22 protein-coding genes are annotated in these 25,229 nt (G+C 41.3%); 14 read left to right on the top strand and 8 right to left on the bottom strand.

The window, feature by feature from the left end:
- Nucleotides 1-221: 221 nt before the first annotated feature.
- Nucleotides 222-920, top strand: coding sequence for a CBS domain-containing protein (locus tag ACFPOH_RS14785; protein WP_342470659.1), 699 nt, complete (start codon nt 222-224; stop codon nt 918-920).
- 28 nt (nt 921-948) lie between these two features.
- Here ACFPOH_RS14785 and ACFPOH_RS14780 read toward each other — a convergent pair whose 3' ends face one another.
- Both ACFPOH_RS14780 and ACFPOH_RS14775 read right to left on the bottom strand, forming a co-directional pair.
- Nucleotides 949-1,677: a DUF421 domain-containing protein gene (locus tag ACFPOH_RS14780; RefSeq protein ID WP_342581856.1), complete on the bottom strand. Its 729-nt coding sequence runs from the start codon at nt 1,675-1,677 to the stop codon at nt 949-951.
- A 92-nt stretch (nt 1,678-1,769) separates the two neighbouring features.
- Nucleotides 1,770-2,456 (bottom strand): histidine kinase, encoded by a 687-nt coding sequence (locus tag ACFPOH_RS14775; protein WP_390310412.1) that lies wholly within the window; start codon nt 2,454-2,456, stop codon nt 1,770-1,772.
- A 222-nt stretch (nt 2,457-2,678) separates the two neighbouring features.
- Here ACFPOH_RS14775 and ACFPOH_RS14770 point away from each other — a divergent pair, with 222 nt between their 5' ends.
- From ACFPOH_RS14770 to ACFPOH_RS14725, 10 genes are all read left to right on the top strand, one after another.
- Nucleotides 2,679-5,090 (top strand): Na+/H+ antiporter subunit A, encoded by a 2,412-nt coding sequence (locus ACFPOH_RS14770; RefSeq protein ID WP_342470658.1) that lies wholly within the window; start codon nt 2,679-2,681, stop codon nt 5,088-5,090.
- The gene (locus ACFPOH_RS14765) at nt 5,077-5,499 is read left to right on the top strand and encodes a Na(+)/H(+) antiporter subunit B (protein ID WP_390310409.1); all 423 of its coding nucleotides are present in this window, start codon (nt 5,077-5,079) and stop codon (nt 5,497-5,499) included. Before ACFPOH_RS14770 ends, ACFPOH_RS14765 begins: the two co-directional genes overlap by 14 nt.
- A gap of 4 nt (nt 5,500-5,503) precedes the next feature.
- Complete coding sequence (locus ACFPOH_RS14760; protein ID WP_342470656.1) at nt 5,504-5,842, top strand: Na(+)/H(+) antiporter subunit C; 339 nt, start codon at nt 5,504-5,506, stop codon at nt 5,840-5,842.
- Nucleotides 5,835-7,328 carry a Na+/H+ antiporter subunit D gene (locus ACFPOH_RS14755; RefSeq protein ID WP_390310407.1) on the top strand — a complete coding sequence of 498 codons (1,494 nt, stop codon included), beginning with the start codon at nt 5,835-5,837 and terminating at the stop codon, nt 7,326-7,328. The genes ACFPOH_RS14760 and ACFPOH_RS14755 overlap by 8 nt, the downstream gene beginning before the upstream one ends.
- A gap of 2 nt (nt 7,329-7,330) precedes the next feature.
- Nucleotides 7,331-7,816: a Na+/H+ antiporter subunit E gene (locus ACFPOH_RS14750; RefSeq protein ID WP_342470654.1), complete on the top strand. Its 486-nt coding sequence runs from the start codon at nt 7,331-7,333 to the stop codon at nt 7,814-7,816.
- Nucleotides 7,813-8,097 (top strand): Na(+)/H(+) antiporter subunit F1, encoded by a 285-nt coding sequence (locus ACFPOH_RS14745; RefSeq protein ID WP_342470653.1) that lies wholly within the window; start codon nt 7,813-7,815, stop codon nt 8,095-8,097. The genes ACFPOH_RS14750 and ACFPOH_RS14745 overlap by 4 nt, the downstream gene beginning before the upstream one ends.
- Nucleotides 8,075-8,449 (top strand): Na+/H+ antiporter subunit G, encoded by a 375-nt coding sequence (locus ACFPOH_RS14740; RefSeq protein ID WP_342470652.1) that lies wholly within the window; start codon nt 8,075-8,077, stop codon nt 8,447-8,449. Before ACFPOH_RS14745 ends, ACFPOH_RS14740 begins: the two co-directional genes overlap by 23 nt.
- A 79-nt stretch (nt 8,450-8,528) precedes the next feature.
- A complete protein-coding gene (locus tag ACFPOH_RS14735) occupies nt 8,529-9,344 on the top strand; it encodes a metallophosphoesterase (protein WP_342580725.1) in 816 nt (271 codons plus the stop codon).
- A gap of 134 nt (nt 9,345-9,478) precedes the next feature.
- On the top strand, nt 9,479-9,769 hold the full coding sequence (locus ACFPOH_RS14730; protein WP_390310404.1) for a DUF6509 family protein: 291 nt from the start codon (nt 9,479-9,481) through the stop codon (nt 9,767-9,769).
- 358 nt (nt 9,770-10,127) lie between these two features.
- Nucleotides 10,128-11,312, top strand: a complete 1,185-nt coding sequence (locus ACFPOH_RS14725) for a CaiB/BaiF CoA transferase family protein (RefSeq protein WP_342580726.1) — start codon at nt 10,128-10,130, stop codon at nt 11,310-11,312.
- Between the two features lie 21 nt (nt 11,313-11,333).
- Here ACFPOH_RS14725 and ACFPOH_RS14720 read toward each other — a convergent pair whose 3' ends face one another.
- On the bottom strand, nt 11,334-12,803 hold the full coding sequence (locus tag ACFPOH_RS14720; RefSeq protein ID WP_342470648.1) for a hypothetical protein: 1,470 nt from the start codon (nt 12,801-12,803) through the stop codon (nt 11,334-11,336).
- 334 nt (nt 12,804-13,137) lie between these two features.
- Here ACFPOH_RS14720 and ACFPOH_RS14715 point away from each other — a divergent pair, with 334 nt between their 5' ends.
- Entirely contained in the window at nt 13,138-14,067 is a 930-nt protein-coding gene (locus tag ACFPOH_RS14715) for an AEC family transporter (RefSeq protein WP_342580728.1), read from the top strand.
- 94 nt (nt 14,068-14,161) lie between these two features.
- On the top strand, nt 14,162-15,982 hold the full coding sequence (gene ftsH / locus ACFPOH_RS14710) for an ATP-dependent zinc metalloprotease FtsH (protein WP_342470646.1): 1,821 nt from the start codon (nt 14,162-14,164) through the stop codon (nt 15,980-15,982).
- 57 nt (nt 15,983-16,039) lie between these two features.
- Here the strand turns inward: ftsH and ACFPOH_RS14705 are convergent, their stop codons facing one another.
- From ACFPOH_RS14705 to ACFPOH_RS14685, 5 genes are all read right to left on the bottom strand, one after another.
- A complete protein-coding gene (locus ACFPOH_RS14705; RefSeq protein WP_390310401.1) occupies nt 16,040-20,278 on the bottom strand; it encodes an acyl-CoA dehydratase activase-related protein in 4,239 nt (1,412 codons plus the stop codon).
- A 32-nt stretch (nt 20,279-20,310) separates the two neighbouring features.
- Complete coding sequence (locus tag ACFPOH_RS14700) at nt 20,311-20,904, bottom strand: TetR/AcrR family transcriptional regulator (RefSeq protein ID WP_390310399.1); 594 nt, start codon at nt 20,902-20,904, stop codon at nt 20,311-20,313.
- Nucleotides 20,905-21,156: 252 nt separating this feature from the next.
- The gene (locus ACFPOH_RS14695; RefSeq protein ID WP_342580730.1) at nt 21,157-22,647 is read right to left on the bottom strand and encodes a catalase; all 1,491 of its coding nucleotides are present in this window, start codon (nt 22,645-22,647) and stop codon (nt 21,157-21,159) included.
- Nucleotides 22,648-22,929: 282 nt separating this feature from the next.
- Nucleotides 22,930-23,484, bottom strand: a complete 555-nt coding sequence (locus ACFPOH_RS14690; protein WP_390310397.1) for a restriction endonuclease — start codon at nt 23,482-23,484, stop codon at nt 22,930-22,932.
- A 70-nt stretch (nt 23,485-23,554) separates the two neighbouring features.
- The gene (locus ACFPOH_RS14685) at nt 23,555-24,754 is read right to left on the bottom strand and encodes a CynX/NimT family MFS transporter (protein ID WP_390310395.1); all 1,200 of its coding nucleotides are present in this window, start codon (nt 24,752-24,754) and stop codon (nt 23,555-23,557) included.
- A gap of 171 nt (nt 24,755-24,925) precedes the next feature.
- Between ACFPOH_RS14685 and ACFPOH_RS14680 the strand changes: the two genes are divergently transcribed.
- Nucleotides 24,926-25,229 (top strand): transposase (locus tag ACFPOH_RS14680; protein WP_390310393.1); only part of this gene is annotated, 304 nt, incomplete at its 3' end.

Here is a 25,229-nt window from a genome sequence, read left to right as displayed (position 1 = left end):
TAACCCGCTTAAAAAATTTGTCGTTAAATATTGATGAGTTTCTAATTTTAGCATGATTCGACTAAATCTGCTATTTTTCTTTGAAAAAAGTATAGCAAATTTTGATAATGCCTGAAATGCGCTTCCCAGAAGAAAAATAATACATAATAAAGAATTTTCTGCTAAATGAAAAATTAGAATATAATAGTAAGTAATAAAAATATGGAAAGGAGGGTTGTCCGTTGAAAAACTCCGAACGGTTTTTGGCGGCCTTTAACCGGATCACATTCACATTGCGGAAAATCGTAAAGGCAAAAGAATTTATGCCTTTTTATCGTTTAGTGGATTTTGCAAAAAAGAAAAGTCCGTTAGTAAGAAAATACGAGGATGAATTGCGTTCTTTTGCGGATTTGCGAAATGTAATTGTGCATTATCGGGTATCCGAAGATTTTGTGATTGCCGAGCCTCATACACAAGTGGTTGAACGCATCGAATACATAGACGAACTGTTAGCCCGCCCGGGTTTAGTGGGACAAGTTTTTCGAAAGAAGGTAGTGGCCTTTCAAACGTCGGATTCCCTAAAAGATGTTTTAGATATTATTCAGGAACGGAAATATACGCAATTTCCTGTTTACGAGGGGAGGGATTTTCAAGGGCTCATCACGACGGTGGGCATTACGAACTGGTTGGCGGATGTGGCGAACCAAAAGATTTTGGTTTACGACATGCCAACGATCAAAGAAATTTTGAATTACGAAAAAAAGCGGGTCAATTATAAGTTTGTCAGCAGAAATCTAACGGTTTATCACGCAAAGGAACTTTATAAGGAAAGTGTCGAAAAGGGGAAGCGGTATGATGCGCTATTGATTACGGAACATGGCAAGCCGCATCAAAAGTTGATCGGAATCATCACCCCTCTCGATTTAATGAAAGTGCATTGATTATACATACATAAAATAAGGTTTGTCCTTACTTGCTTTTTTTGGACAAACCTTGTCTATTATTAAAAAGGGAAACATAGAGGGAACCATCTTCAAGAACTTGTGCAAAAAACACATCCTCCACTTTTTTCACATTTTTCTTTTTAAGTTTGTTGAGCAGCCAATCTTCCGTTAGGTTTAATTCTGAAAGATTTTTCTCCACAATCTTCCCATCAGAAATAACTTCGGTTGGAAAGAGGGGTGAGTTTGGATAATCCGCTTTGATATCTTTTTTGGTGGCAGGGTTATTTTCAGGCTTTTTCATTACGCTGAGTTCACCGTTTGTTTCAAATACGGCATAATGGACTTCATCAAAGGAAAAGACGCCTTGTTCGCGCAAAAGCATGGCCAATTCATCGACATGAAGCCTTGCTTTTTTTAGCCCATGTTGATTGATCATTCCATTTTGGATCAAAATCGTCGGGCGATCATCGACAATGACACGGATTTTCGTTGATTTGATCGATATAAAACTCATGAGAAGGGTCAAAATGGTCCAACAGGATAAAGCGATGATACCGTCAAAAAAAGGGGTTTTTATTTGAGTGGTAATTTCACCGGCAATCGATCCGATTGTAATGCCTGTAATGTAATGGAAGAAGGTCAACTGACTCAATTGTTTTTTCCCAATGATTCTTGCCAATACTAGTATCACAATAAAGGTAATGACGCTTCGAAAAACGATGTCCAAAAAGTTTGCTTCCCAAAAGTTTTCCATCATCCAGAAGCCTCCTTTCGCCTCTCCCTTTAGCATGAGCGGAAGAGGAAGGAACTATACAAAAAAACAGAAGCAATCATGCTTCTGTCCAATCACACCAAATAATGTTTATATTCTTCCGGAATCTTTTCGGGATTTGATACAAAATCTTCCTCAACTTTCAATTCACACATTTTATGGTTGTGGGAAAAACGGAAAATGCCATTATCGAAGTCGGTACCGATTTCTTTGAAGAAAATCCCTTCGATATAGCGGCCTTTCGGGCACGTAAATACGATTTTATATCGTTCCCCTGCCGGAACGATAAAAGCCCGGACTCCTTTTTCATACATGCCGATTTCTTCATCTTCTGTAGGAGGGTTTACGGCCACAATATGAAAATCAACAAAAGGAATTTCTTTCAACAAGACATTCAATAAAGACCCTTTTGTAATTTCCTCCCATCGGCTTTGGGCGCTTTGCCCAACGATTATTTGAGATACGTTCAATTCCTTGGCCACTTCCGCAATCACTTTTTGAATGGGCCGTTTTTCATTATCCCGAATGATAAATTTTTCAACCCCGAGTTCCTTCGCCAACTCGTTCCATCGTTCAATATAACCGGACTTTTCGGCATCGAACTTGTCGAGAGGTTTCGAATCGACGGTTAATATATATAATGGACAATTGAGCAAAGAAGCGAGTTTATGGCCTCTTCGAATCAGCCGTTCTCCGTTTAAACCATAATAGACGCAAACCAAAATGCTTTCATCCGTTTGCTTTTTGATTTCATTCACCATTATTATCGCACCTCTTAAATTTATGTAATACAAATTTTCAACATTCCGCAATCAAAATCCATGAAAACCATTTTGCTTTATTATATACTTAAAATTGTAGACTAAGGTTTATTTTTTCTAAAAAATACATATCAATTAAAATCATGTTGTTGACACAATATTATGCAATGCAGTTTTGTTTTCGTCAAGTGAATGGAATAAGTGAAGGGAGGAGAGAATTAAGTGACAACGGATGTTGCCATCGTCCTCACCCCGTTTATTTTTGCCCTGATGATTCCCGTATTTCACAGGTACATTAGCAAGAGATACATTGGCTGGCTTGTAATGACTGTATCTTTCATTTTATTTTTTCTATTAGCTGCTTATATTCCCCGTATTTCTAACGGCGAAGTCATTACTTTCACTCATGAGTGGATCCCCTCGTTAGGTATCAATTTCACCACTTATCTGGATGGACTAAGCTTAATTTTTAGTTTACTCATAACCGGAGTAGGAAGCTTAGTTGGTTTGTACTCCATTTTCTATTTATCTAGAAGTGAACAGCTATACCATTTTTATTGCTATCTACTCTTGTTTATGGGGGCAATGTTAGGGGTTGTTCTATCTGATAATTTATTAGTTTTATATGGATTTTGGGAATTAACAAGTGTTTCATCATTTTTATTGATTGCTTTTTGGCATCATCGGAAAGCTTCCAGAGCCGGAGCAAGAAAATCCATGCTTATAACGGTTGCTGGCGGTATTTCTATGCTTGCCGGATTTTTGATGCTTTATGAGGTGTCCGGTACGTTGAGCATCCGGGAAATCATCGATAAAGTGGATCTGATTCGCGGCAGTGCCTTGTTTGTGCCGGCGCTTGTGTTGATTTTATTAGGAGCTTTTACAAAATCGGCCCAATTTCCGTTTTATATTTGGCTGCCGGATGCGATGGAGGCCCCGACACCCGTGAGTGCATATTTGCATTCCGCAACGATGGTAAAAGCGGGCATTTACTTGGTGGCTAGACTTACGCCTGTTTTTGGCGGAGAAGCGGTTTGGTTTTGGTTGGTAACGGGGGTTGGTTTATTTACGCTGTTTTGGGGCTCTTTCAACGCTGTGAAGCAAGTGGATTTGAAAGCGTTGCTCGCCTTTTCGACGGTCAGCCAACTGGGGCTCATCATGAGTTTATTGGGCATGGGTTCCGTGGCAATCTATCTGGGTTATTCCGCTGAAACGATAATCTACACGCAAGCGGCATTTGCTGCCATATTCCACTTAATTAATCATTCCACTTTTAAAGGTGCGCTGTTTATGATGGTCGGAATCATCGACCATGAATTGGGTACGCGCGATATTCGGAGACTGGGCGGACTGATGTCTTTCATGCCGCTCACCTTTACGATTGCGTTGATTGGCAGTTTATCGATGGCAGGGCTTCCTCCATTCAACGGATTTTTGAGCAAAGAAATGTTTTTCGCTGCGACTCTTCATATACAGGATTTGAGCATTTTTTCTCTCGACCATATCGGTTTCCTGATTCCAATCGTTGCATGGATTGCGAGTGTATTCACGTTCGTGTACTGCTTGATTATTGTCGGGAAAACATTCTTTGGGAAAGTGAAATCCCATTGGCTGGACAAACATCCTCATGAAGCGCCAATTGGAATGTTGATTTCTCCTTATACGCTCATCATTTTTGTTGTTGGAATTTTCTTTTTCCCGAATTTGCTGGGCCAATATATTTTAAGACCTGCAATGGCAAGCATTTATCCTTCATTTCCATCCACACAAGAATTGACCCCGACCATCCATGCCTGGCATGGATTATTGAGTCCGGAGCTTTGGATGACGATTTTTGTAATCATCGCAGGAATTATTCTGTATAGTATTTTGAAAAGCTGGAAACCGATTTATCGGGTACTTCCTCAAAAATTCTCATTGAATGAGATTTTTAATAACGGGATTTTATTGAGCGAATCATTATCGGCACGATTGACAAACCGGTACATGACAGGCAATTTGACAGATTATTTTGTTTATATATATCTTGCCTTTTTATTATTTGTCGGAGGATATTTTCTTCGCGCGGATCTTATGGTTTTAAGTCCAGTCCATCTTGAATCGCTGGAAGTGTTTGAAATCATTCTGGTGTTGATTATGATTGTGTCTTCCATCGGAATAGTGTTTGCGACATCCCGTATTACATCCGTATTTCTGAACGGGGTTTTAGGATATTCGACTGCCTTGTTTTTTATCGTGTTTCGGGCACCGGATTTGGCATTGACGCAGCTGGCGGTGGAATCTGTTTCAACGGTGCTGTATTTAATTTGTTTCAGACATTTGCCTGAAATAAAAAAAGAGATGCTTCCAAAATGGAAAAAGATAAGAAATGTTTTGATTTCGGCTGCTGCCGGGGCAACGGTTACGCTGGTCGGTTTTGCGGCCATTCACTACGAGAAATTTATGACGATTTCTTATTATTTTAATGATTCTTATGAATTGGCCGGAGGAAAAAATATCGTCAACACAATTTTGGGTGATTTCCGTGCTTTCGATACGATGCTTGAAGTGGTCGTGTTGTTTATTGCAGGTTTGGGAGTATACGCCATCATCAAGTTGAAAGCAAAAGGAGGGGGAACAAATGAGAATCAATGATGTGATTTTGCGGACGGTCGTAAAAGGGATCACTTTAATTATCCTGACGCTCGGTGTGTACTTGTTTTTCTCGGGCCACCATGCACCGGGGGGAGGCTTCATTGGCGGACTTGTTCTCGCCTCCGGGATCATTCTCCTTTATGTAACGTACGATATCGATACGATTCAAAAGAAAATCCCCTTTGATTTTAAGAAGGTGGCGGCCCTTGGCGTTTTGATTGCAACGGGAACAGGATTGGGGGCAATTTATTTTGATTTTCCATTTTTAACTCATACGGATGGACATTTTGCGTTTCCATTTATAGGTGATAAACATTTATCGACGGTGACTTTGTTTGAAGCGGGAGTGGCCTTAACGGTGATTGGCACGCTCGTTACAATGATTATAAGCATAAGTGAGGATGAGTAAATGTATGGAACAGGTCATGTTGGTTTTGATTGGGATACTCGTTTCAGTGGCTACCTATTTGATCCTCTCGCGGAATATGATTCGCGTCATTCTTGGCACGGCTGTATTGTCCCATGCAGTGAATTTGCTGATTATGACGGTTGGTGGATTAAAAGCCGGAAATGTACCTTTGCTGGGCCACGGGGAAGAACCTTTTACCGATGCCTTGCCGCAGGCTTTGATTTTAACAGCGATTGTAATCAGCTTTGCCACGACCGCTTTTTTGCTCGTATTAGCCTACCGCACCTATCAAACGAATGGGTCGGATGATTTTAACGAATTGAGAGGAATGTCCGATGAGTAACAACATCATTGTCTTGCCTCTGGTTATTCCCATATTTACAGCCGTTATTTTAATCTTTTTGCGAAAGCATGTGGTCGTGCAAAGGATCATCGCTTTTTTGACAATGCTTGCGGTTAGCATCATATCTTTCTTTTTGCTGGTGCTTGTGCAAAGAGAAGGGATTATAAGAATAGACTTTGGAGGATGGAAACCGCCATTCGGGATTTTGTTCGTTGCGGACGCTTTTTCGGTGTTGATGGTACTAACAGCAAGCATTGTCACACTGATTTGTTTGCTATATGCCTTTTCGACGGTTGGCGAGCGGCATGAATACATGTTTTTTTATTCTTTTGTCTTGCTTCTGGTTGCCGGAGTCAACGGTTCCTTCTTAACAGGGGATATTTTCAACTTGTTCGTCTGTTTTGAAGTGATGTTAATGGCATCTTATGCATTAGTCGCATTGGGTGGTGAGAAGGTTCAACTCCGGGAATCGTTGAAATATGTATTAATTAATGTTGTAGGTTCTTCCGTTTTCTTAATTGCCCTTGCATATTTATATGGAACGGTGAAAACGTTGAATATGGCACACATTGCCGAGAGGGTTGCTGAAGCGGGGCAAGATCCGATGTTGACAACCGTTTCCCTTGTGCTGTTTATTGTCTTCAGTTTGAAGGCCGGTTTAGTGCTGTTTTTCTGGTTACCGGGTTCCTATGTGGTACCGCCCGCAGCGGTGCAGGCATTGTTTGCGGCATTGCTCACAAAGGTTGGAGTGTATGCGCTGATTCGCACATTCACATTGATGTTCCCGCATCGTCCGGAGGTAACCCATACCATCATTGGCGTTTTTGCGGGTTTAACGATCATCCTGGGATGTTTGGGCGCATTATCATCCCGGAATGTGTTAAGAATCGCCGCTTATAATATTGTGATTGCTGTGGGCTTTATTTTAATAGGGTTGGCGAGTGGTACGGAAAACGCACTGGCAGGGTCCGTGTTTTATTTAATCCATGACATGATTGCAAAAGCGTTGTTGTTCCTGTTGGTGGGCTTGATGGTCTTTTTGACCGGCGAAAAGTTTATTGATAATATGAGTGGACTCATCCGAAACTACCCATTATTCGGATGGATCTATTTCCTGACGATGCTGGCTTTGGTCGGTATTCCGCCACTCAGCGGTTTTGTGGGAAAAATATTGATTGGCAAGGGGGCGATTGAAGCGGGTTCCTATGTATTGCTGTTCCTCGGGTTCGCATCCAGCCTTGTGGTGCTCTTTTCGTTGCTGAAAATATTCCTGAGTTCATTCTTTGGGGAAACGATTATTACCAATGAAGATAAAAAACCGCTTCCCATCGCTTCAATGGTTTCGCTTGTTGCTTTTGCCCTCTGCATTGTGGTGATGGGTTTAGGGGCGGAGCAGCTGATGGCCTATGTCAAAGATGCGGCAAAAATCCTCGTGAACCCATCCATCTATATTGATGCCATATTAAGCGAAAGCGAGGGGGTGTGAAGGTGTTTTTTGCCCAATTCATTTTAAACTTATTTATTGCGCTGCTTTGGCTCTTGTTTAAAGACGAGCCGAAGCCGACCCTCTCCACTTTTAATACCGGATTTATCGTCGGTATTGGAATCCTTTATCTCATGCATCGGTTTTTTGGGACGAGGTTTTATTTGATCCGGCTTGTGAAAATTCTAAAGCTTGCGCTTGTTTTCTTCAGAGAATTGATCGTTTCCGGATTTGTCGTCATGAAGCAGGTGTTGACTCCAAACTTGAATATCACACCAGGTATTTTTAAATATAAGACGATTTTGGAAAAAGATTGGGAAGTAACGGCCCTTGCCTTGTTATTGACATTGACACCCGGATCGGTGGTGATGGAAGTGTCGGAATCTGGCGATGAATTATATATTCACGCAATGGATATTGGACAGAAGGAAGATTTGATTCGATCGTTGGGGAGATTTGAGACTGTCATATTGGAGGTGTCCCGGGATTGATTGAAACGATGTTGCTGATTGCCTTGGCTTTGTTTATGATTGCCATTGCTTTACATGTCATTCGGATTATTAAAGGTCCGACAATGCCTGATCGGGCCATTGCCCTCGATACGATCGGGGTTAATTTGATTTCGTCCATGGCGATTGTTTCCATTTTGTTTGAAACGACTGCCTTTTTGGAGGCTATATTAATATTGGGGATTTTAGCCTTTATTGGGACGATCGCTTTTTCCAAATTTATTGAAAGGGGTGTCATTATTGAACGCAAGTCAGATCATTGAGTGGATTTGCGCCATGATTATGTTGTTGGGGGCAATCATCAGTGTCATTAGTGCTGTTGGAATGCTCCGTTTTCCGGATGTTTATACCCGGTCCCATGCGGTGGCCAAAAGCGCCACATTAGGGGTTTTATCTTGTCTGATCGGGTCTTTTGTTTATATATGGGTTCAAGATGGGTATATCAGTATCCGCATATTGTTGGGCATTTTATTTGTATTTATCACTTCTCCGGTTGCCAGTCATCTTGTCATCCGGGCAGCCTACCGTTCAGGGGTGCCTTTGGCGGAAGGTTCAGGCGAGGATGAGTTGAAGTCGGTCTTATTTGGCGGAAAAGATGCGGAACAACTAAAATGATGGCTTGAATCTCTCTATATAAACCCATAATATTATGAATGGATATTCCGGAAAATTAAAAAGAATTGAGCGAAACAAATTGAAAAAGTTGCTGAAAATCATATTATTGATTGTCGGAGTATATGTGTTTTTGTACGTAAACAATCATTGGATTGTCATCACGGAAAGAACCTATGAATCCGAAAAAATCCCAAAATCCTTTGAAGGCTTTCGGATTACCCAAGTTTCTGACTTGCATGATGCCCTGTTTGGAGAGAATCAGAAAAAATTAATCGAGAAAGTGCGGAACACCAAACCGGATGCCATTTTTATTACAGGCGATTTGATTGACAGCAACCGGTATGACTTGGAACAAAGTTTAACGGCTGTCCGGGGATTTGTTGAAATTGCGGATGTGTATTATGTCATAGGAAATCATGAAGTGGCCATTAATCAAGTGGACGAAATTTATGATGCGCTTCAAAAATTGGGGGTACATATTTTGCCGAATGCTGCCATATGGCTGGAACGCGGCGGAGAAAAAATAGCCGTTGCCGGCATTGAAGATCCCCTCAATGGCGCTGATACGCAAATCATGTTAAATACTGCGATGGCCCATGTACCAAAAGAATTTTTTACCGCATTGCTTGCCCATCGTCCGGAAAAATTTGATATCTATACAAAAAATGAAATTGATTTGGTATTTGCGGGACATGCCCATGGTGGCCAAATCCGGATTCCTTTGGTAGGAGGACTCATTGCGCCGGGACAAGGATTTTTCCCTGAATATACAGCGGGATTTTATGAAGAGAATCAAACGACAATGAACGTCAACAGAGGGTTGGGAAACAGCGGCGCGCCATTTCGCATTTTTAATTTTCCTGAAATTGTAGTGGTTGAGCTGAAGGCGAAATAACGTGCGATGAAACCGTCTCAATCTGAGGCGTTTTTTTGTTGCAATCTGACAGGAGAAGATATTTGACCAAAAGTTATTTTTCATTATGATTGTAATTAGATTTCTTATGGAATTAAGCAAAGGAGACTACACAGATGGATATCATTGAATACACAATGGAAGAATTGATTGATCCGACAGGGATTATTCAGGGAAAACGCTATGAGTTTTTGTTGGACGTGGAAGTGGAAGAAGATGATGAACTTTATTCCGAAGCGGGAACACAGATCCGGCTATTGATTGGCGATGAAGGTGAAGGGCCGTTTATTATCAATTATTATATTATCGATAAAAAGGACGAGCGTTATATTGAACTTGCCTTGGAAGAAGAGGAGGAACAGGAACTTTTATCTTTCTGCAAAGAAAAGATTGAACTGGAAGGGTAAAAGTGGGCTGTTAATATCGAACGGAAAGAGGGTCCGTCCTGAAAAAAGTATCATCCAAACCGGTTTTTGGGTGATATTTTTTTGCTTTTTTTCAAATTCAGGGAGGTCAAGATGTGAAATTTTATTAATAAATTAAAGGAATTTTGATAGGATGCAAGATCTTTATTACCAAAATCTTTAATTTAATAATTTCTTACCTTCTTGCAACATATATAGTATAATAGGTTCACAAAATATTCAGATTATTTTAAAATATTAGTATAATAAAATTGTGGGGTAAGAAGATAGCGTTTTCAAAGGTAGCTGCTGATTGTTCATTATATTGATATACGTCTGGTTCATAAAGGGGATGGGGAAATTGACAATACTAAAAGACTTGAAAATACTTGATTTTTCATCAATGCTTCCGGGAGTTTTTGCAACAATGATGTTTGCGGATTTCGGCGCGGATGTCATTCATGTGGAGTCCACGAGAAGAGTGGATCTGATGCGCATTATGCCGCCATATGATGAAAATAAAGAGTCCTATATTCATCAGCATCTAAATCGCTCCAAAAAATCAATCAAATTGAATTTAAAAACAAAGGAAGCCGTAGAAATCGTAAAAAAATTGATCCAAGAATATGACATTGTGATTGAAGGTTTCCGTCCGGGCGTGATGGAACGTTTGGGGCTGGATTATGAATCGCTGAAAAAAGTAAATCCAAGGCTCATTTATTGTTCCATTACAGGTTATGGACAAACAGGGCCATATCGAAATCGTCCCGGGCATGATAATAACTACTTATCGATTTCAGGCATCCTGGATTATTCCCGCCATAAAGGAAAAAAACCTGTTTCCATGGGAATCCAGATTGCGGATATCGCCGGTGGAACATTGCATGCGGCGATTGGTGTGCTTGCTTGTGCATTGCATCGGGAAAAAACGGGTGAAGGAAAATATATTGATTTATCCATGACCGATGCGGTATTCACGATGAATGCATTATATGGAACGGCCTTTTTAGGCAGCGGGGAATTGCCAAAGCCGGAAGAGGAAATTTTAAATGGCGGTACGTTTTATGATTACTATGAAACGAAAGATGGCCGTTATTTCTCTGTTGGCAGCCTGGAGCCGCATTTCCGCAAACTGCTTTGTGAAGCATTGGACATTCCCGAACTGATTCAAAGCACGTTTAATGATTCCACTTATACGCAAAAACGGTTTAAAGAGGCGGTGAAAGACGCTTTCTTGACAAAAACCTTCGATGAGTGGCTGGAAGTGTTCAATGAAGATTTCGAAGGTTGCGTGGAGCCGGTATTGAACTTTGAAGAAGCCTGCAATCATCCGCAAATCCGTGCAAGAAATATGATTGTGGAAGTGCCGAAAGAAGATGGCACAACGCAAAAGCAAATCGGCACAGCCCTTAAATTTGAAGGGGTGGAACCGACTTATCGATTTGTCGGGGCAAAGGTTGGAGAGCATACAGATGAAATTTTACAATCCCTCGGCTATTCCGATGAAGAAATCAAATCATTGCATGACAATGGCGTACTTGAATAAAAAATCGTCCCAAAAGGATGGTCATTCCTTTTGGGACGTCTCTTTTTGCACAAAGCCTGCCACAAAATCCCGCAAATCCATGAAATCTTCCTGAAGGATCAAGTATTTCATATAGATGCTCATCAATTGCTCAAACAAATCAAATTGTTCTGTGGCAAAAAGGGTTTTTAAGAGATTGCACACATGTTTGGAAGTCATTTGGGCGATGGAATGGAAGGGGCTATCAACATGATGATATTCCTGCATCCACTTTTCAATCGACTGCTTTACGTGCTGATGGGATTGATCGACCACATAGGCGATATTCCGTTGAACAGCTGCCTCAATTTTCAACAATAAGTCCCGATCAAAATCCTTTGCGTTCAAAAATTCATAAATGCTTGTACAAGAGGCGATTTCATATTCTTTCATCAATTGCAATACATCATAATATTGTTCGTTTTTCACAAGGGCATCAATGACAATATAAAAGATTTGTTCCAAATAATTTTGATCGTACCGTTTCACCAAAGATTCAGGTTCCGGCTTTATGTTCGGCAAAATTTCCCCATAATCGATCAATAATTCAATCGAGTGATTGATCAAGCGGTCATTCGTAATTAAATATTTGCCGTGGGCAATCGTTTTTTCCGTATCGGAATGTTTGGCTCCGTCAATCGCCAAAATATAAGACAACAGTGTTTGCTCTTTCTCTGTCAACGCCCATTCTCCAGCCTCCCACGTTCGGATCACTTCCGCTATCAATTTGTTGATTTTCTTATAATGCCGTTTCCCACCCATAAAATGGAGGGAGATATTTAACAGATGAAATTCTTTCAACAAATGTGAACGAGGATTTTTATAATCAATTTTTTGAATGAAATGATTCATCGTTGTGATGAGTTGATTTTGGGTCATGAAAGATTGAATAAATTGCTTATACTGCTGAATCAAATCAATAGGGTTTTGAATGGTATGTAGGGGCGCTTGCAAGAAAACAGAATAAATCTTTTTTGCATATAAATAGCGCCAAAAATCGATTTTATGATTATAAAGAATATGTATAAAATATTTTTTCCCTATTTTATATAAATAGATTTCATTTAATTTAGTGATTGATTTTGAGTAATCGGTCTTTTTGCCAAAAACGATTTCGACAAAGTGGGAAAAGTTGAACACATTTTTTATCAGGGCGTGTTCAAAAACGGTTTTTTTGCTCGATGGGGAAGAGAAGAAGGCATCGAGTTTCTTTTGAACATTTTGCAGTTCAATGTTTGATGAACGGAACATTTCTTGCGTAAATAAATCCATTTTGCCCCAATGCTGTTTGATTTCCTGGAAAATGACATTGGAAGCATCGGTTTTATTGAGAAGGATCTGTTCAAGCGGGATGAGGCGGCCAAAGATTTTCTCCTCTTCTTCATATCCGCCGAGTTGTTGTATGCCTTCTTCAAAGAGTTCTCCGATTTGACCTTTCGTTTTTTGAAAAAGCTGTTCATCAAATTTGAGCATTCTTACGATTCCCCCTAAAGCTACTTAAGAAGAATATACCAAAGAATGAAAAATAAAAAAACGTGGTGCTTGAAAAGGGGATATCCCAACATCCTGTCAGTTTATTATTCTATTATTAATATAATAAACTGAATCATTCTATAAAAACTTCTTCACGATTCATATACTTGTTGCTATTCAAACATTCTTCCGCATTCATTCCCCGGACTTGCCGCACATGTCCAGTTGATTCATCCTGAATTTCCTTTCGGTTTATACACTATAGTTGTATAATGTAATATTATGCATTCATACAAAAGGTTGAACTACAAATCAATTAAGTGAGGTCGCAAACATGCACTACCTATCGATGATCTTTTTCCAAATCGTGGCACCGATTCTCGTATTGCTTGTAGTAGGTGCGTTGTTGCAAAAGAAATTCCGCTTTAACTTAAAAGCATTGTCTCAACTTGTTACATATTGTTTCATGCCGGCAGCGGTATTTGTCAACATATACGAAACGACCATCAGCATGTCGGCCCTCGGGGAAGTTGCGGTTTTTATCGTTTTATTTATCGGAAGCCAAATGATCATCAGCCATTATGTGGCGAAAATACTTGGGCTTAACCGTTCGGAATCCGCTGTATTTAAAAATAGTATTGTTCTCATCAACTCCGGCAACTACGGAATTCCGGTGGCGCAAATGGTTTTTGCAACCCAGCCCATTGGTGTCGCCATTCAGGTCATCCTTGTAATTTTTCAAAACATGACGACTTACACTTACGGATTGTACAATTTGATTTCAGCAACGAAATCCGGGCTTGACATCATCAAAGATTTCTTAAAAATGCCGATTCTCCATGCATTAATTGTCGGGGTCATTTTGAATGTGGCAAATTTTGAAATCCCCCAAACCTTCCGCATTCCATTGGATCATGTGGCGGATGGGTTTGTCGCCGTTGCTTTGATTACCCTTGGTGCGCAACTATCACAGCTGGAAATGCGCACGATGATCAACAAAACGATCATTACCAGCTGCTTTATGAGGCTTTTTGTAGGTCCGGCTATTGCGCTTCTCATCATATATCTTCTCGGCATCAATGGCGTTGTCGCCAAATCTTTATTTATTGCAAGCTCATTTCCTACTTCCCGCAACAGCTCAAGCCTTGCTTTGGAGTATGATGTGGAATCCAACACAGCAGCTCAAACGGTTTTATTTTCAACCATTGTCAGCTGCATTACTGTGACGATTGTAATTTATTTATCCAACCTTCTTTTTGGGTAAAGGAATGTTAAATAAAAGTTCAAAAAAATGCTTCGCTACGGGGAGTAAACATTTGTAAACTAATAATATAGAAGATAAAAGGAAGTGTTGAGTTGTGAAAGAAAAGCAACCTCAAAATCGCTCTCTGACCTACTACTTTTTCATTTTAATGGCCATTGTGTTATTGAATGCGCTCATTTTTCCGGGCATTCAGAAGCAAAAAGTGGAAGAGGTGGACTACGGCACTTTCCTTCAAATGGTTGAAGACGGGAAAGTGAAGAAAGTAACGATTCAAGATGATGCCATTACATTTACCGATAAAGACAATAAAGATGTCATTTACAAAACAGGTGTGGTGGAAGATGCTAAATTAGTGGACCGGCTATATGAAGCCAATGTCCCATTTACGAAAACCATCCCGAATGAATTTTCACCTTTAATTCGATTCATATTATTGTGGATTGTTCCTTTTTTGATTATTTTGCTAATCGGAAGCTTTTTCACGCGGGGACTCCGCCAATCAAGAGCGGACGTATTAACGTTTGGCAAAGCCAATGCCAAAATTTATGTTGAATCCGAAACCGGGAAAAGCTTTGACGATGTAGCCGGCCAGGATGAAGCGAAAGAAGCATTGAAAGAGATTGTGGATTTTTTACATAATCCGGAAAAATACCGGAAAGTGGGGGCAAAACTCCCTAAAGGGGTGTTGTTGGTAGGGCCTCCAGGAACCGGGAAAACGTTGATTGCCAAAGCGGTGGCCGGGGAAGCGAAAGTGCCATTCTTTACGATTTCCGGTTCTGAATTTGTGGAAATGTTTGTCGGAATGGGTGCGGCCCGTGTGCGGGATTTGTTTAAGCAAGCCCAGGAAAAAGCGCCATGCATCGTCTTTATCGATGAGATTGATGCCATCGGGAAAAAGCGGGGCGTGAATTTGACCCAAGGAAACGACGAACGGGAACAAACATTAAACCAATTATTATATGAAATGGACGGTTTCGATCCCAGCAAGGGCGTTGTCATTCTGGCCGCTACAAATCGTCCGGAAGTGTTGGACCAAGCTCTTTTGCGTCCGGGAAGATTCGACCGCCGAATTCCGCTTGAACTTCCAGACTTAAAAGGAAGGGAAGCCATTCTGAATGTATATTTGAAAAAGGTGGCGGCAGACGAGAATGTCGATGCGACTGCGATTGCAAAAGCAACGCCTGGTGCATCCGGGGCAGATCTCGCCAATATCGTCAATGAAGCGGCTTTAAGAGCGGTGAGAATGAATCGGGACAAAGTGATTCAGGAGGACCTTGAAGAAGCGGTGGAAATTACGATTGCGGGATATAGAAGAAAAAGCAAAATCCTGTCACCGCAAGAGAAGAAAATCGTCGCTTATCATGAAATTGGACATGCCATTGTTGCGGCGAGACAGACCCATTCCGCGCCGGTGCAAAAAATCACCATTATTCCCCGTACTTCCGGAGCTTTAGGCTACACAATGCAAGTGGAAGAAGAGGAACGATACTTATTAACAAAAGAAGAGCTGTTTAATAAAATTGTGACATTGACCGGCGGAAGAACGGCAGAAGAAATTGTTTTCCAATCCGTTACATCCGGTGCCGCCAATGATATTGAACAGGCGACGAAATTGGCGAGGGCGATGGTTACCCGCTACGGCATGAGCGAGCACTTTGGCATGATGGGCCTTGAAACGGTCTCCAACGTATATTTAGGAGGGGACAGTTCTCTCATCTGTTCCGATGAAACGGCAGCCAAAATCGATGAAGAAGTGCAAAACATTATTGAAAGCGCCCATGAAAAAGCGCGCCAAATTCTCACAGAGAACATCGACAAACTCCATGAATTGGCAGAGTATTTGTTGGAGAAAGAGACGATCAGCGGGGAAGAATTCATGAGCATTTTGGAAAACGAACCCGTTGTAAGCCAATAAATTATTGAAATAAAAACCAAGCGGCCTTGATAGTTCTACTTCAAGGCCGCTTGGTTTTTATATTGTTTGTTGAATGTTTGTTTTTGCCACGCTCATCATCAACTTGATGCGGTTGACTTGGTTCACTTTGCTGATGCTGGCATCATAATCGATGGCAACGAGATTGGCATTTGGATATTCTTTTTTGATTGCATTGAACATGCCTTTGCCGACAATATGGTTTGGCAAACATCCGAATGGCTGCACACAAACGACATTTTGCACTCCGGCATCCATCAATTCCGCGATTTCCCCAGGCAATAGCCAACCTTCGCCCATTTGGTTGCCAAGACTTAAAAACTTCGAAGCTTTTTCGGCAATTTCATGGATTTCAAGCGGTGCTGAAAAAAGCCCGCTTTCTTGCAGCGCTTTCCGTATAGGCTTACGGTAAAACTCAATAAATTCAATGGAAATATTGCCGAAGATGGAATCCATTTTCGGGAATCCAAAATGTTGCGCTTTGTATTTCCGGTTGTATAAACCGTATAAGAAGAAGTCGATAAAATCAGGAACGACCGCTTCGCCGCCTTCTTCTTCGATAATTTCCACCACTTGGTTATTGGCGAATGGATGGAATTTGACTAAAATTTCCCCCACGACTCCGACTTTCGGTTTCTGTTCATTCGTTACTTCAATGCGGCTAAAATCATCAATGATGTGTTGAATTAATTTTCTATATTCTTTCATAGAGAAGTTGGGAAGAATATATTTCGATTGTTCCAGCCATTTATGATAGACGGCTTCGGTGGACCCTTTCACCACTTCATAAGGTCTTACCGCCAGTTTCAAACGGAGCAGCAAGTCCCCAATATTGGCGGCAATGATCAGCTTTTTCGCAAGAGGCAAGGTGATTCTAAAACCTGTATGTTTCTTGCCGCTGATGGATTTGGCGCTGAGGGAAAGTACAGGCACTTGTCCCATGCCGGCGTTTTTCAATGCTTTTTGGAGTAATGCAAAATAGTTGGTCGCGCGGCATCCACCACCAGTTTGAGACATGATCACGGCCGTGCGGTCCAAGTCGTAATGGCCTTTTTTCAAATTGGCAATTAATTGGCCGATGGTAACGATGGCTGGATAGCAAGCATCGTTATTCACGTAACGCAATCCTTCTTCAACATCCTTTTCTGACACTTTCTCCAGCACCTTGATTTGATAGCCATGCTGATTGAAGGCTTCTTCAAACAGCTTGAAGTGGGTTGGAACCATTTGAGGCGCCAAAATGGTGTAAATTTCTTTTGCTTTCTTATCAAAAATGGCTTCTTCTTTTTCTACTGCATTTTTTTGTGCGATTCCCAGATTTTTATTGTTTTTCCGTTCTTCAATCGCCGCCTTCATGGAGCGGAGCCGGATGCGGGCGGCGCCTAGATTAGAAATTTCATCCATTTTAATCCAAGTGTAGAGTTGATTATCTTGTTCCAATATTTCTTGCACGGCATCCGTTGTAATGGCGTCAAGGCCGCAACCAAAGGATGTTACATGCAATAATTCCAAGTTCGGGTGTTCTTTCACGACTTCTGCCGCTTCATAAAGCCGTGAATGGAAAGTCCACTGGTTCACCACTTCATCCCGGGATCGCAACGGTGCCAAATGGCTGACGGAGTCTTCTGTCAAAACGGCCATGCCAAGCCGGATGATTTCATCGGGCAAATCGTGGTTGATGGCAGGATCGATATGATATGGATGTCCCGCCAAAACGATGCCGATTTGATCTTCCTCCTCCAATTGTTTAATGATTTCTTCTCCCCGTTGTCTTAGCCATGCGTTAAATTGGATGTCTTCCTGTCTCGCTTTTTGCAAGGCGTATTTAATTTCAACTTTTGAAATATCCGGGAAGACAGCGCATAATTCATTGAACAAGGCGTCCTCTTTATGGATTGATAAAAATGGATTTAAGAATTTCACGCCATTTTCCAAAAAGACTTGTTCCATATTGACGCGAATCACTTCAGGATAAGAAGCGACAACCGGACAGTTATAATGGTTTTGCTGCGTTCTTCTCTCCAATTCTTCATAGACGATGGAAGGATAGAATATGATTTTGACACCTTTTTCGATCAAATTCATAATATGGCCGTGGCTCAATTTGGCCGGATAACAAACCGATTCGGAAGGAATGGTTTCAATGCCTTTCTCAAACAGTTTTTTGCTCGATTTATTGGATAAGACCACTTCAAAGCCAAGCTCTGTAAAGAATGTATGCCAGAATGGATAGTTTTCATATAAATTCAAAACGCGGGGGATGCCAATTTTCCCTCGAACCGCTTCTTCCTCCGGGAGGGATGGGCGGTTAAATAATTTTTCGTATTTTTCCTTTGCCAAGTTTGGCAAAGTGCTTTTCGGTTTTTGTATTCCGGCGCCGCGTTCGCAGCGGTTTCCAGTGATGAATGTCCGCTTGTCAGGGAAGCGGTTGATCGTGATCGGACAACGGTTTTCACAGAGACCGCAACGGCTGTGGGTGATTTTTACTTGGAAATCATATAATTTTGTTTTTGGAATTAATGTCGTAGTTTCTTCCCCGTTCCAGTTTTTCTTTGCTACAAGGGCGCATCCATAGGCGCCCATGAGCCCGGCCAGGTCAGGACGGACCACTTCTTTGCCGGTCATTTTTTCAAAGGCTCTTAAAACCGAATCGTTTAAAAAAGTGCCGCCTTGAACGACGATTTTATCCCCTAATTCTTCGACAAATTTCAATTTAATCACTTTATATAAAGCGTTTGTCACGATGGAGTAGGCGAGTCCTGCCGAAATGTTATCAATACTTGCTCCTTCTTTTTGCACTTGTTTGACCCGGGAGTTCATGAAAACGGTGCAACGGGAGCCCAAATCCACCGGCGATTTGGCAGTAAGGGCAAGTTTCGAAAACTCTTGCACACTTTGGCCCAATGTTTCCGCAAAACTTTCCAGGAAGGAGCCGCATCCTGCTGAACAAGCTTCATTTAAATGGATGCTGTCAATCACACCGTTTTTAATTCTGATGCACTTCATGTCTTGTCCGCCGATATCGATGATAAAGTCCACATCGGGCTGGAATTTCTTTGCCGCTTGATAATGGGCGATGGTTTCAATGAGACCGTCATCCACTTGATAGGCGGTTTGAATTAATTTTTCACCATAGCCGGTAACAGCGGAGCGGCGGATCTTCACCTCTTTTGGCAGCTGTTCGTATAATTTGGCCAATCCTTCCCGCACTGTTTCAATAGGGTTGCCTTTGTTTTTTTCGTAGAAGGTGTATAACACTTCATCTTCTCCGCCAATCAATACCATTTTCGTTGTGGTAGAACCGGCATCAATGCCCAAGAAGGCGTTTCCTTGATAGTCTTTTAGCGGGGCTTTTGGCACTTTCGCTTTGTCATGTCGCTGTTTAAAGGCGGCATAATCTTCTTTTGTTTCAAAGAGCATGCCGTTTTTATTAACATTGGAAACGCTTACAACCGGTTTTGAGTGGCTGAGGATACCAATGATTTCATTGATGTTGATGGCGTTTTCCTGCTGGCATTCCAAAGCGGCGCCCAATGCCACGTAATAATGACCATTTTCATTATGCAAAACTTGTTCATCGGTCAAACGGAGGGTTTCGATAAACCGTTTCCGGAGCTCTGTCAAAAATGTCAATGGACCGCCGAGGAAAGCGACATTACCGCGAATAGGACGTCCATTGGCAAGGCCTGCAATGGTTTGGTTGACCACCGCCTGGAAGACGCTTGCTGCAATATCTTCTTTGCGGGCTCCTTCATTTAATAATGGTTGTACATCCGTTTTGGCAAACACGCCGCAGCGGGAAGCAATCGGGTAAATTTTTTCGGCACCTTTCGCCAGTTCATTTAATCCGGCGGCATCGGTATTGAGCAGGGCGGCAATCTGGTCGATAAATGCACCTGTGCCCCCCGCACAGGCCGTATTCATTCGCTGTTCAAGCCCGTTTGTCAAATATATGATTTTGGCATCTTCTCCACCAAGTTCAATAATGACATCGATATTCGGTTGAGTCGCCTTTACTGCTTCTGTACAAGCAATGACTTCTTGAATAAATGGAATACCTGTTTCTTCACAAATGCCAAGTCCCGAGGAACCGCTGGCATTCATTTTCAATTTCGCATTCGGAAATTTTTCAGCCACCGTTTGAAGCAAAGATAAGGTTGTATTTTTGATATCGGAAAAGTGTCTTTGGTAAGCTTTATGTAAAATTTCTTTTTTGTTGTTCAGTACTACGAGTTTTGCTGTTGTCGATCCTACATCTAAACCGATTTGGAGTTCCACTGATATCACTCCTTCTGCAAATTTTACTGGTACTAACATGATTTAGAGAAATATTGCTGTATCAGAATATCCACCTGGGTTTCAATATTGTTTGAAAAGGGGTACCCCGTGACATATTCATAAATGGGGTCAATTAAATTTGGCAGCAAAGTAGCCCCTATCAAATGGGACATCATAATGGTCAACCTTTTTGGATCTTTTTCGCCAGAAGCTTCACTGATGGCGTTTTTAAATTTTTTCATTCCAATGGCATTGAGGAAATCGAAATATTCCATTTGGCTTTTAAAAATTAATGGATTCTCTTGTATCACCATATGGGCGATGAAAGGATATTGTTGAAAAATGCGCGCATATTGGAGCAAGAACCCTTTTATTTGTTCCGTTGATGTTAATGAAGGGTCATCGAAAATGGTAAAGGTGTCTTTCAAAGAAGTAAGCAGGGATTGGATTGCTTCGCTTATTAAATTTTCCTTTGAGCCAAAGTAGTAATTGATTAATGCGACATTGACGCCGGCGATCTTTGCGATTTTCCGAATGGTGACCCTTTTGATTCCTTCATCCTTCATCAAGTCCAACGCGGCATTTAATATGGCCTGTTTTGTGGTGTAATCTTCTTTATTTTTCATTGCTTCCCCCCCGCCTCAAAAAAGTTAATCAGTGTTTTAAACGTTGTTTAACTAAAATATAACAAAATTTGACACGTATAGCTGTTAAACTTGTATGAAATTTCCGAATATTTAATATAATAAACGTAAAAACTATGAAAAAAATAATAACCTGCTTTGCATTTGACAGGCAAAGCAGGTTATGAGTATCAGTGATTAGCAGGTTATTTTTTGTAAGCGATTATTAATAGGTTTTAAGACAGTCAGGCATGTTTATTTCTTGTATGGGTTGGATAGATCCATACCGTCCAACGATAATCCAAGGGCTTTTGCGACACCTTCGCCATAAGCAGGATCTGCCAAGTAGCAGTGTAAGATATGACGGCGTTTAATGAATTCTTCGACACCTTCCATATTACGGGCAGTGTTTTCAAATAGGCGTTGTTGTTCATCGGCAGACATCAAGCGGAACAATTTTCCTGGTTGTTCGAAGTAGTTGTCATCGTCTTCACGGAAATCGTAAATGTCTGCATCGCCTTCAAGGGCTAATGGCGGCTCTTTTAAGTCCGGGTTATGTTGCCATTCGCCATAGCTGTTTGGTTCATAGCTTAATGTGCTTCCCAGGTTGCCATCGAAACGCATTGCACCATCGCGGTGGAATGAGCGGAATGGACATTTTGGTGCGTTGATTGGCAACAAATAGTGGTTTACACCCAAGCGATAGCGTTGTGCGTCAGCGTATGCAAAAATACGGGCTTGCAACATACGGTCCGGTGAATAGCCGATGCCAGGCACGATGTTGGATGGTGAGAATGCCGCTTGTTCTACTTCGGCAAAGTAGTTCTCTGGGTTTTTATTAAGTTCGATTTCACCAACTTCAATAAGTGGGAAGTCCTTTTTATACCATACTTTTGTCAAGTCGAATGGGTTGTAAGGCATTTCTTTTGCCTGTTCTTCTGTCATCACTTGGATGTACATTTTCCATTTCGGATAATCGCCGTTTTCAATGGCGTTGTAAAGGTCGCGTTGGTGTGAATCCGGGTCTTTTCCTCTTACTTCAGCTGCTTCTTCATCTGTCAAGTTTTTGATGCCCTGTTGCGTAATGAAGTGGAATTTCACCCAAACACGTTCGTTATCTTCGTTGATGAAGCTGTAAGTATGCGAACCAAAACCGTGCATATGACGGTAGCTTGCAGGGATACCGCGGTCAGACATGGTGATGGTGATTTGGTGTAATGCTTCAGGAAGCAATGTCCAGAAATCCCAGTTGCTGTTTGGATTATGCATATTTGTACGTGGATCGCGTTTTACCACGTGGTTCAAGTCAGTGAAGTGCAATGGATCGCGGAAGAAGAAAACAGGTGTGTTGTTGCCGACCAAGTCCCAGTTACCTTCTTCGGTATAGAATTTAATGGCAAAACCGCGGATATCACGGACTGCATCCGCATATCCCCGTTCACCGGCCACAGTAGAAAAGCGGATGAATAGCGGAGTCTTTTTCCCGACTTCTGAGAACATTTTTGCTTTCGTATATTTTGTAATGTCATTTGTCACTGTGAATACACCGTGCGCTCCTGAACCTTTGGCGTGCATGCGTCGTTCAGGAATCACTTCGCGGTTGAAGTTTGCAAGTTTTTCGATTAACCATACGTCTTGTAATAATACCGGACCTCTTTTTCCGGCAGTCATTGAATCGTGGTTACTGATGACCGGAGCACCGTTCGCTTTTGTAAATTGTTGGCGTTTATTAAGATTGTTCGTCATAATATAGCCCCTCCTCATTTGTTCTTTGCTTGATTCTTAATATAGCATAGGTAAATTAAAATGTCTACTAAATTAGAATTATTATTTTTAAGAATTATTTACAAAAATATTAATATATTTTTAAGATTGATGAATTCTTCATTTTTTCTTCTGAAGTATGTAAAATCAAACGATAATTACAAATGTTCCAACAGTGATAATATTGATTGGAGGAGGGATAATTGAAAATGTAAAAAATTAAATGATAATAAAAGAGGGTGTCATCAATACGATGAACACCCATTATTTGGAATCTAAAATGATTTCAATTAATTCATCCCGGTCAATCAAGTAAACATCATTGGATTCCGCCAATTTTTGAGCCTGTTTTGTAAAATAGCTGTTAGTAATCACCCAGGCTTCCGTCGCATCATACATTTTTAAAGCGCCGATCACTTCTTGGACCGCTTTTACACCCACCGTACCGGAATATCTTTTTGCCTGGACGGCAATCGTACTTTCCCGATCTTGCAAAATAAGATCGGCGCCATAATCTCCTGAACTTTTTGTATAGGCCACTTTAAATCCACGCTTTTTAAAGAGCATCCCCAAATACTCTTCAAACTCTTCGCCGGACATTTCATCTATTTGTTTTATACCCGCTTTTCGAAGACGCAAAACCCGTCTTGTTTTCCACCATATTTTTATAAGAAAAAAGGTGAGCAGAAATACCCCTAAGGTAATCAGCGTGCCTTTCAAAGATTTTGTATAGTACCAACCGATGCAGGCAACACAGATCAGTAAAAGCCGAAACAAAGTCTTTCTGAATTTATTTTTCCTTTTCGTTCTTTTTGCCAACAGTCTTTACCCCTTACTACCATACTTATCATATATAGTACCATAAAAAGGGTACATATGTTTGCGTTTGTTAAATATACCGTTCTTTTGCACTGATGAAGGAAAAAACAAATAAAATAAGGGATGTTGCGATAAAGATGATGTTTGGCACAGTCCAGCTTCCCGTGATTTCCTGAATGAACCCGAACAACACGGGACCGACCGCTGCGATCAAATAGCCAAAAGACTGGGCAAACCCGGAAATTTCGGAAGCTTCATACGCATTTCTGGTGCGCAAAGTAAAGAGCATCAATACAAGGCCGAAAGAGGCGCCTGCCGCAAATCCCAACAAAATCATCCAAAGAACTGCACCTTTTGTCCATTGAAAGAGCAGTCCGCTGAAACCGATAAGGTAACAAATTGTGAAGAAATAGACAATTGGCCGCTGGGATGACAGTTTTTCCGCTAATATAGGAATGAAAAACGTCATCGGCATTTGGGAAAGTTGAAATATCGAAGTCATTAAACCGGCCTTTTCCAGACTGAATCCTTGTGATACCAAGATTTCCGGAATCCAGGCAGTGGAGCAGTAAAACAATAAAGATTGCATGCCCATGGCAATCGCAATCGCCCAAGCGAGAGGGGATTGCCAAATTTTCTTTCCGCCTTTTTGACTTTGCCCGGATTCGCTTTTGCCGATTCGTTCGCCTCTAAGAATCGGAATCCAAGCGATCATTGTGAGCAAACCGAACAGAACGGTACAACCGAGAGCCCCTTGCCATCCGGTGAGCTCCGCAACCGGTTGGCTGAAGGCGAGGGATGCAGCTGCCGATATATTCATTGCCACCGTATAAATGCCTGTCAATAAGCCCACTTGATACGGATATTTTGCTTTGAAAAAGCTTGGGAATAAAACATTTCCGAAAGAAATGGCGACGCCGACCAAAACCGTGCCCACAATCAATAAGCTGATGGTTCCGATGGATCGTATCAGGATCCCGATGGACAAAAGAATTAAAGAATAAAACAGTGTATACTCCATGCCCAATTTGCGTGCAATCTTTGGCGCAAAGGGAGAAACGGTGGCAAAGGCGAGAAGCGGAATGGTTGTCAAAAAACCTGCCAACGTATTTGAAATGCCCAAATCTTCACGAATATATGAAATGATGGTGCCTACACCTGTGATCGGAGTCCTTACGGTTGTTGCGAAAAAGATGATGGCAATGAAAAAAAGAAAAGTCGCAAAAGTAAAGTGAATTTTTTTAGTGGGGTATTCCCGTTCAATCTTCATAATAAACCTCCAAAAATTCAAAATAACAAAAATAATGTTATATTGAGCATTTTGCATATTTTTTGACCCAAGAGCCATAAGGATTTCAAAGACACAAAAAAGGACTTCACCCCTAAAATGTAGAATTTTTGAAGTGACGAAACCACAAAAATTCAAAAGGAGGAAGTCACTTTGTATATTCTACAAGAAAGCCTATTTTCCTTTGAAGAACTGCAAAAATTAGAGTCAAAAGAGAAATTACCTATCTTTTTTAGCTCGCTTGATTTACGCCCTTATGCTAAACAGTTGAGAAGTTCTTCACCCCGAGGGGCTGACGGTCATTCCAGAGAAGGGATTCTAAGGGCTCTCATCGCTGCCCCATTAGAAGGTATTGATACTTTTACTTCTCTTCACAATCGATTAAAAAATGACCTGCGTTTTCGTTACCAATGTGGTTTAGATATTAGCAGGCCTGCACCATCCATCTCTACTCTTA

It is taken from the genome of Ureibacillus suwonensis (assembly GCF_042655065.1).
Classification (GTDB): Bacteria; Bacillota; Bacilli; order Bacillales_A; family Planococcaceae; genus Ureibacillus; species Ureibacillus suwonensis.
This window is presented reverse-complemented; position numbering and strand designations above follow the sequence as displayed.

Excerpts from the sequence above, each read along its gene's own strand:
- ACFPOH_RS14715 (WP_342580728.1), top strand. The coding sequence starts at position 13,138 with ATGCACTACCTATCGATGATCTTTTTCCAAATCGTGGCACCGATTCTC.
- ACFPOH_RS14775 (WP_390310412.1), bottom strand. The coding sequence starts at position 2,456 with ATGGTGAATGAAATCAAAAAGCAAACGGATGAAAGCATTTTGGTTTGC.
- ACFPOH_RS14700 (WP_390310399.1), bottom strand. The coding sequence starts at position 20,904 with ATGAAAAATAAAGAAGATTACACCACAAAACAGGCCATATTAAATGCC.
- ACFPOH_RS14695 (WP_342580730.1), bottom strand. The coding sequence starts at position 22,647 with ATGACGAACAATCTTAATAAACGCCAACAATTTACAAAAGCGAACGGT.
- ACFPOH_RS14760 (WP_342470656.1), top strand. The coding sequence starts at position 5,504 with ATGGAACAGGTCATGTTGGTTTTGATTGGGATACTCGTTTCAGTGGCT.
- ACFPOH_RS14685 (WP_390310395.1), bottom strand. The coding sequence starts at position 24,754 with ATGAAGATTGAACGGGAATACCCCACTAAAAAAATTCACTTTACTTTT.
- ACFPOH_RS14755 (WP_390310407.1), top strand. The coding sequence starts at position 5,835 with ATGAGTAACAACATCATTGTCTTGCCTCTGGTTATTCCCATATTTACA.
- ACFPOH_RS14720 (WP_342470648.1), bottom strand. The coding sequence starts at position 12,803 with ATGCTCAAATTTGATGAACAGCTTTTTCAAAAAACGAAAGGTCAAATC.
- ACFPOH_RS14730 (WP_390310404.1), top strand. The coding sequence starts at position 9,479 with ATGGATATCATTGAATACACAATGGAAGAATTGATTGATCCGACAGGG.
- ACFPOH_RS14780 (WP_342581856.1), bottom strand. The coding sequence starts at position 1,677 with ATGGAAAACTTTTGGGAAGCAAACTTTTTGGACATCGTTTTTCGAAGC.
- ACFPOH_RS14765 (WP_390310409.1), top strand. The coding sequence starts at position 5,077 with ATGAGAATCAATGATGTGATTTTGCGGACGGTCGTAAAAGGGATCACT.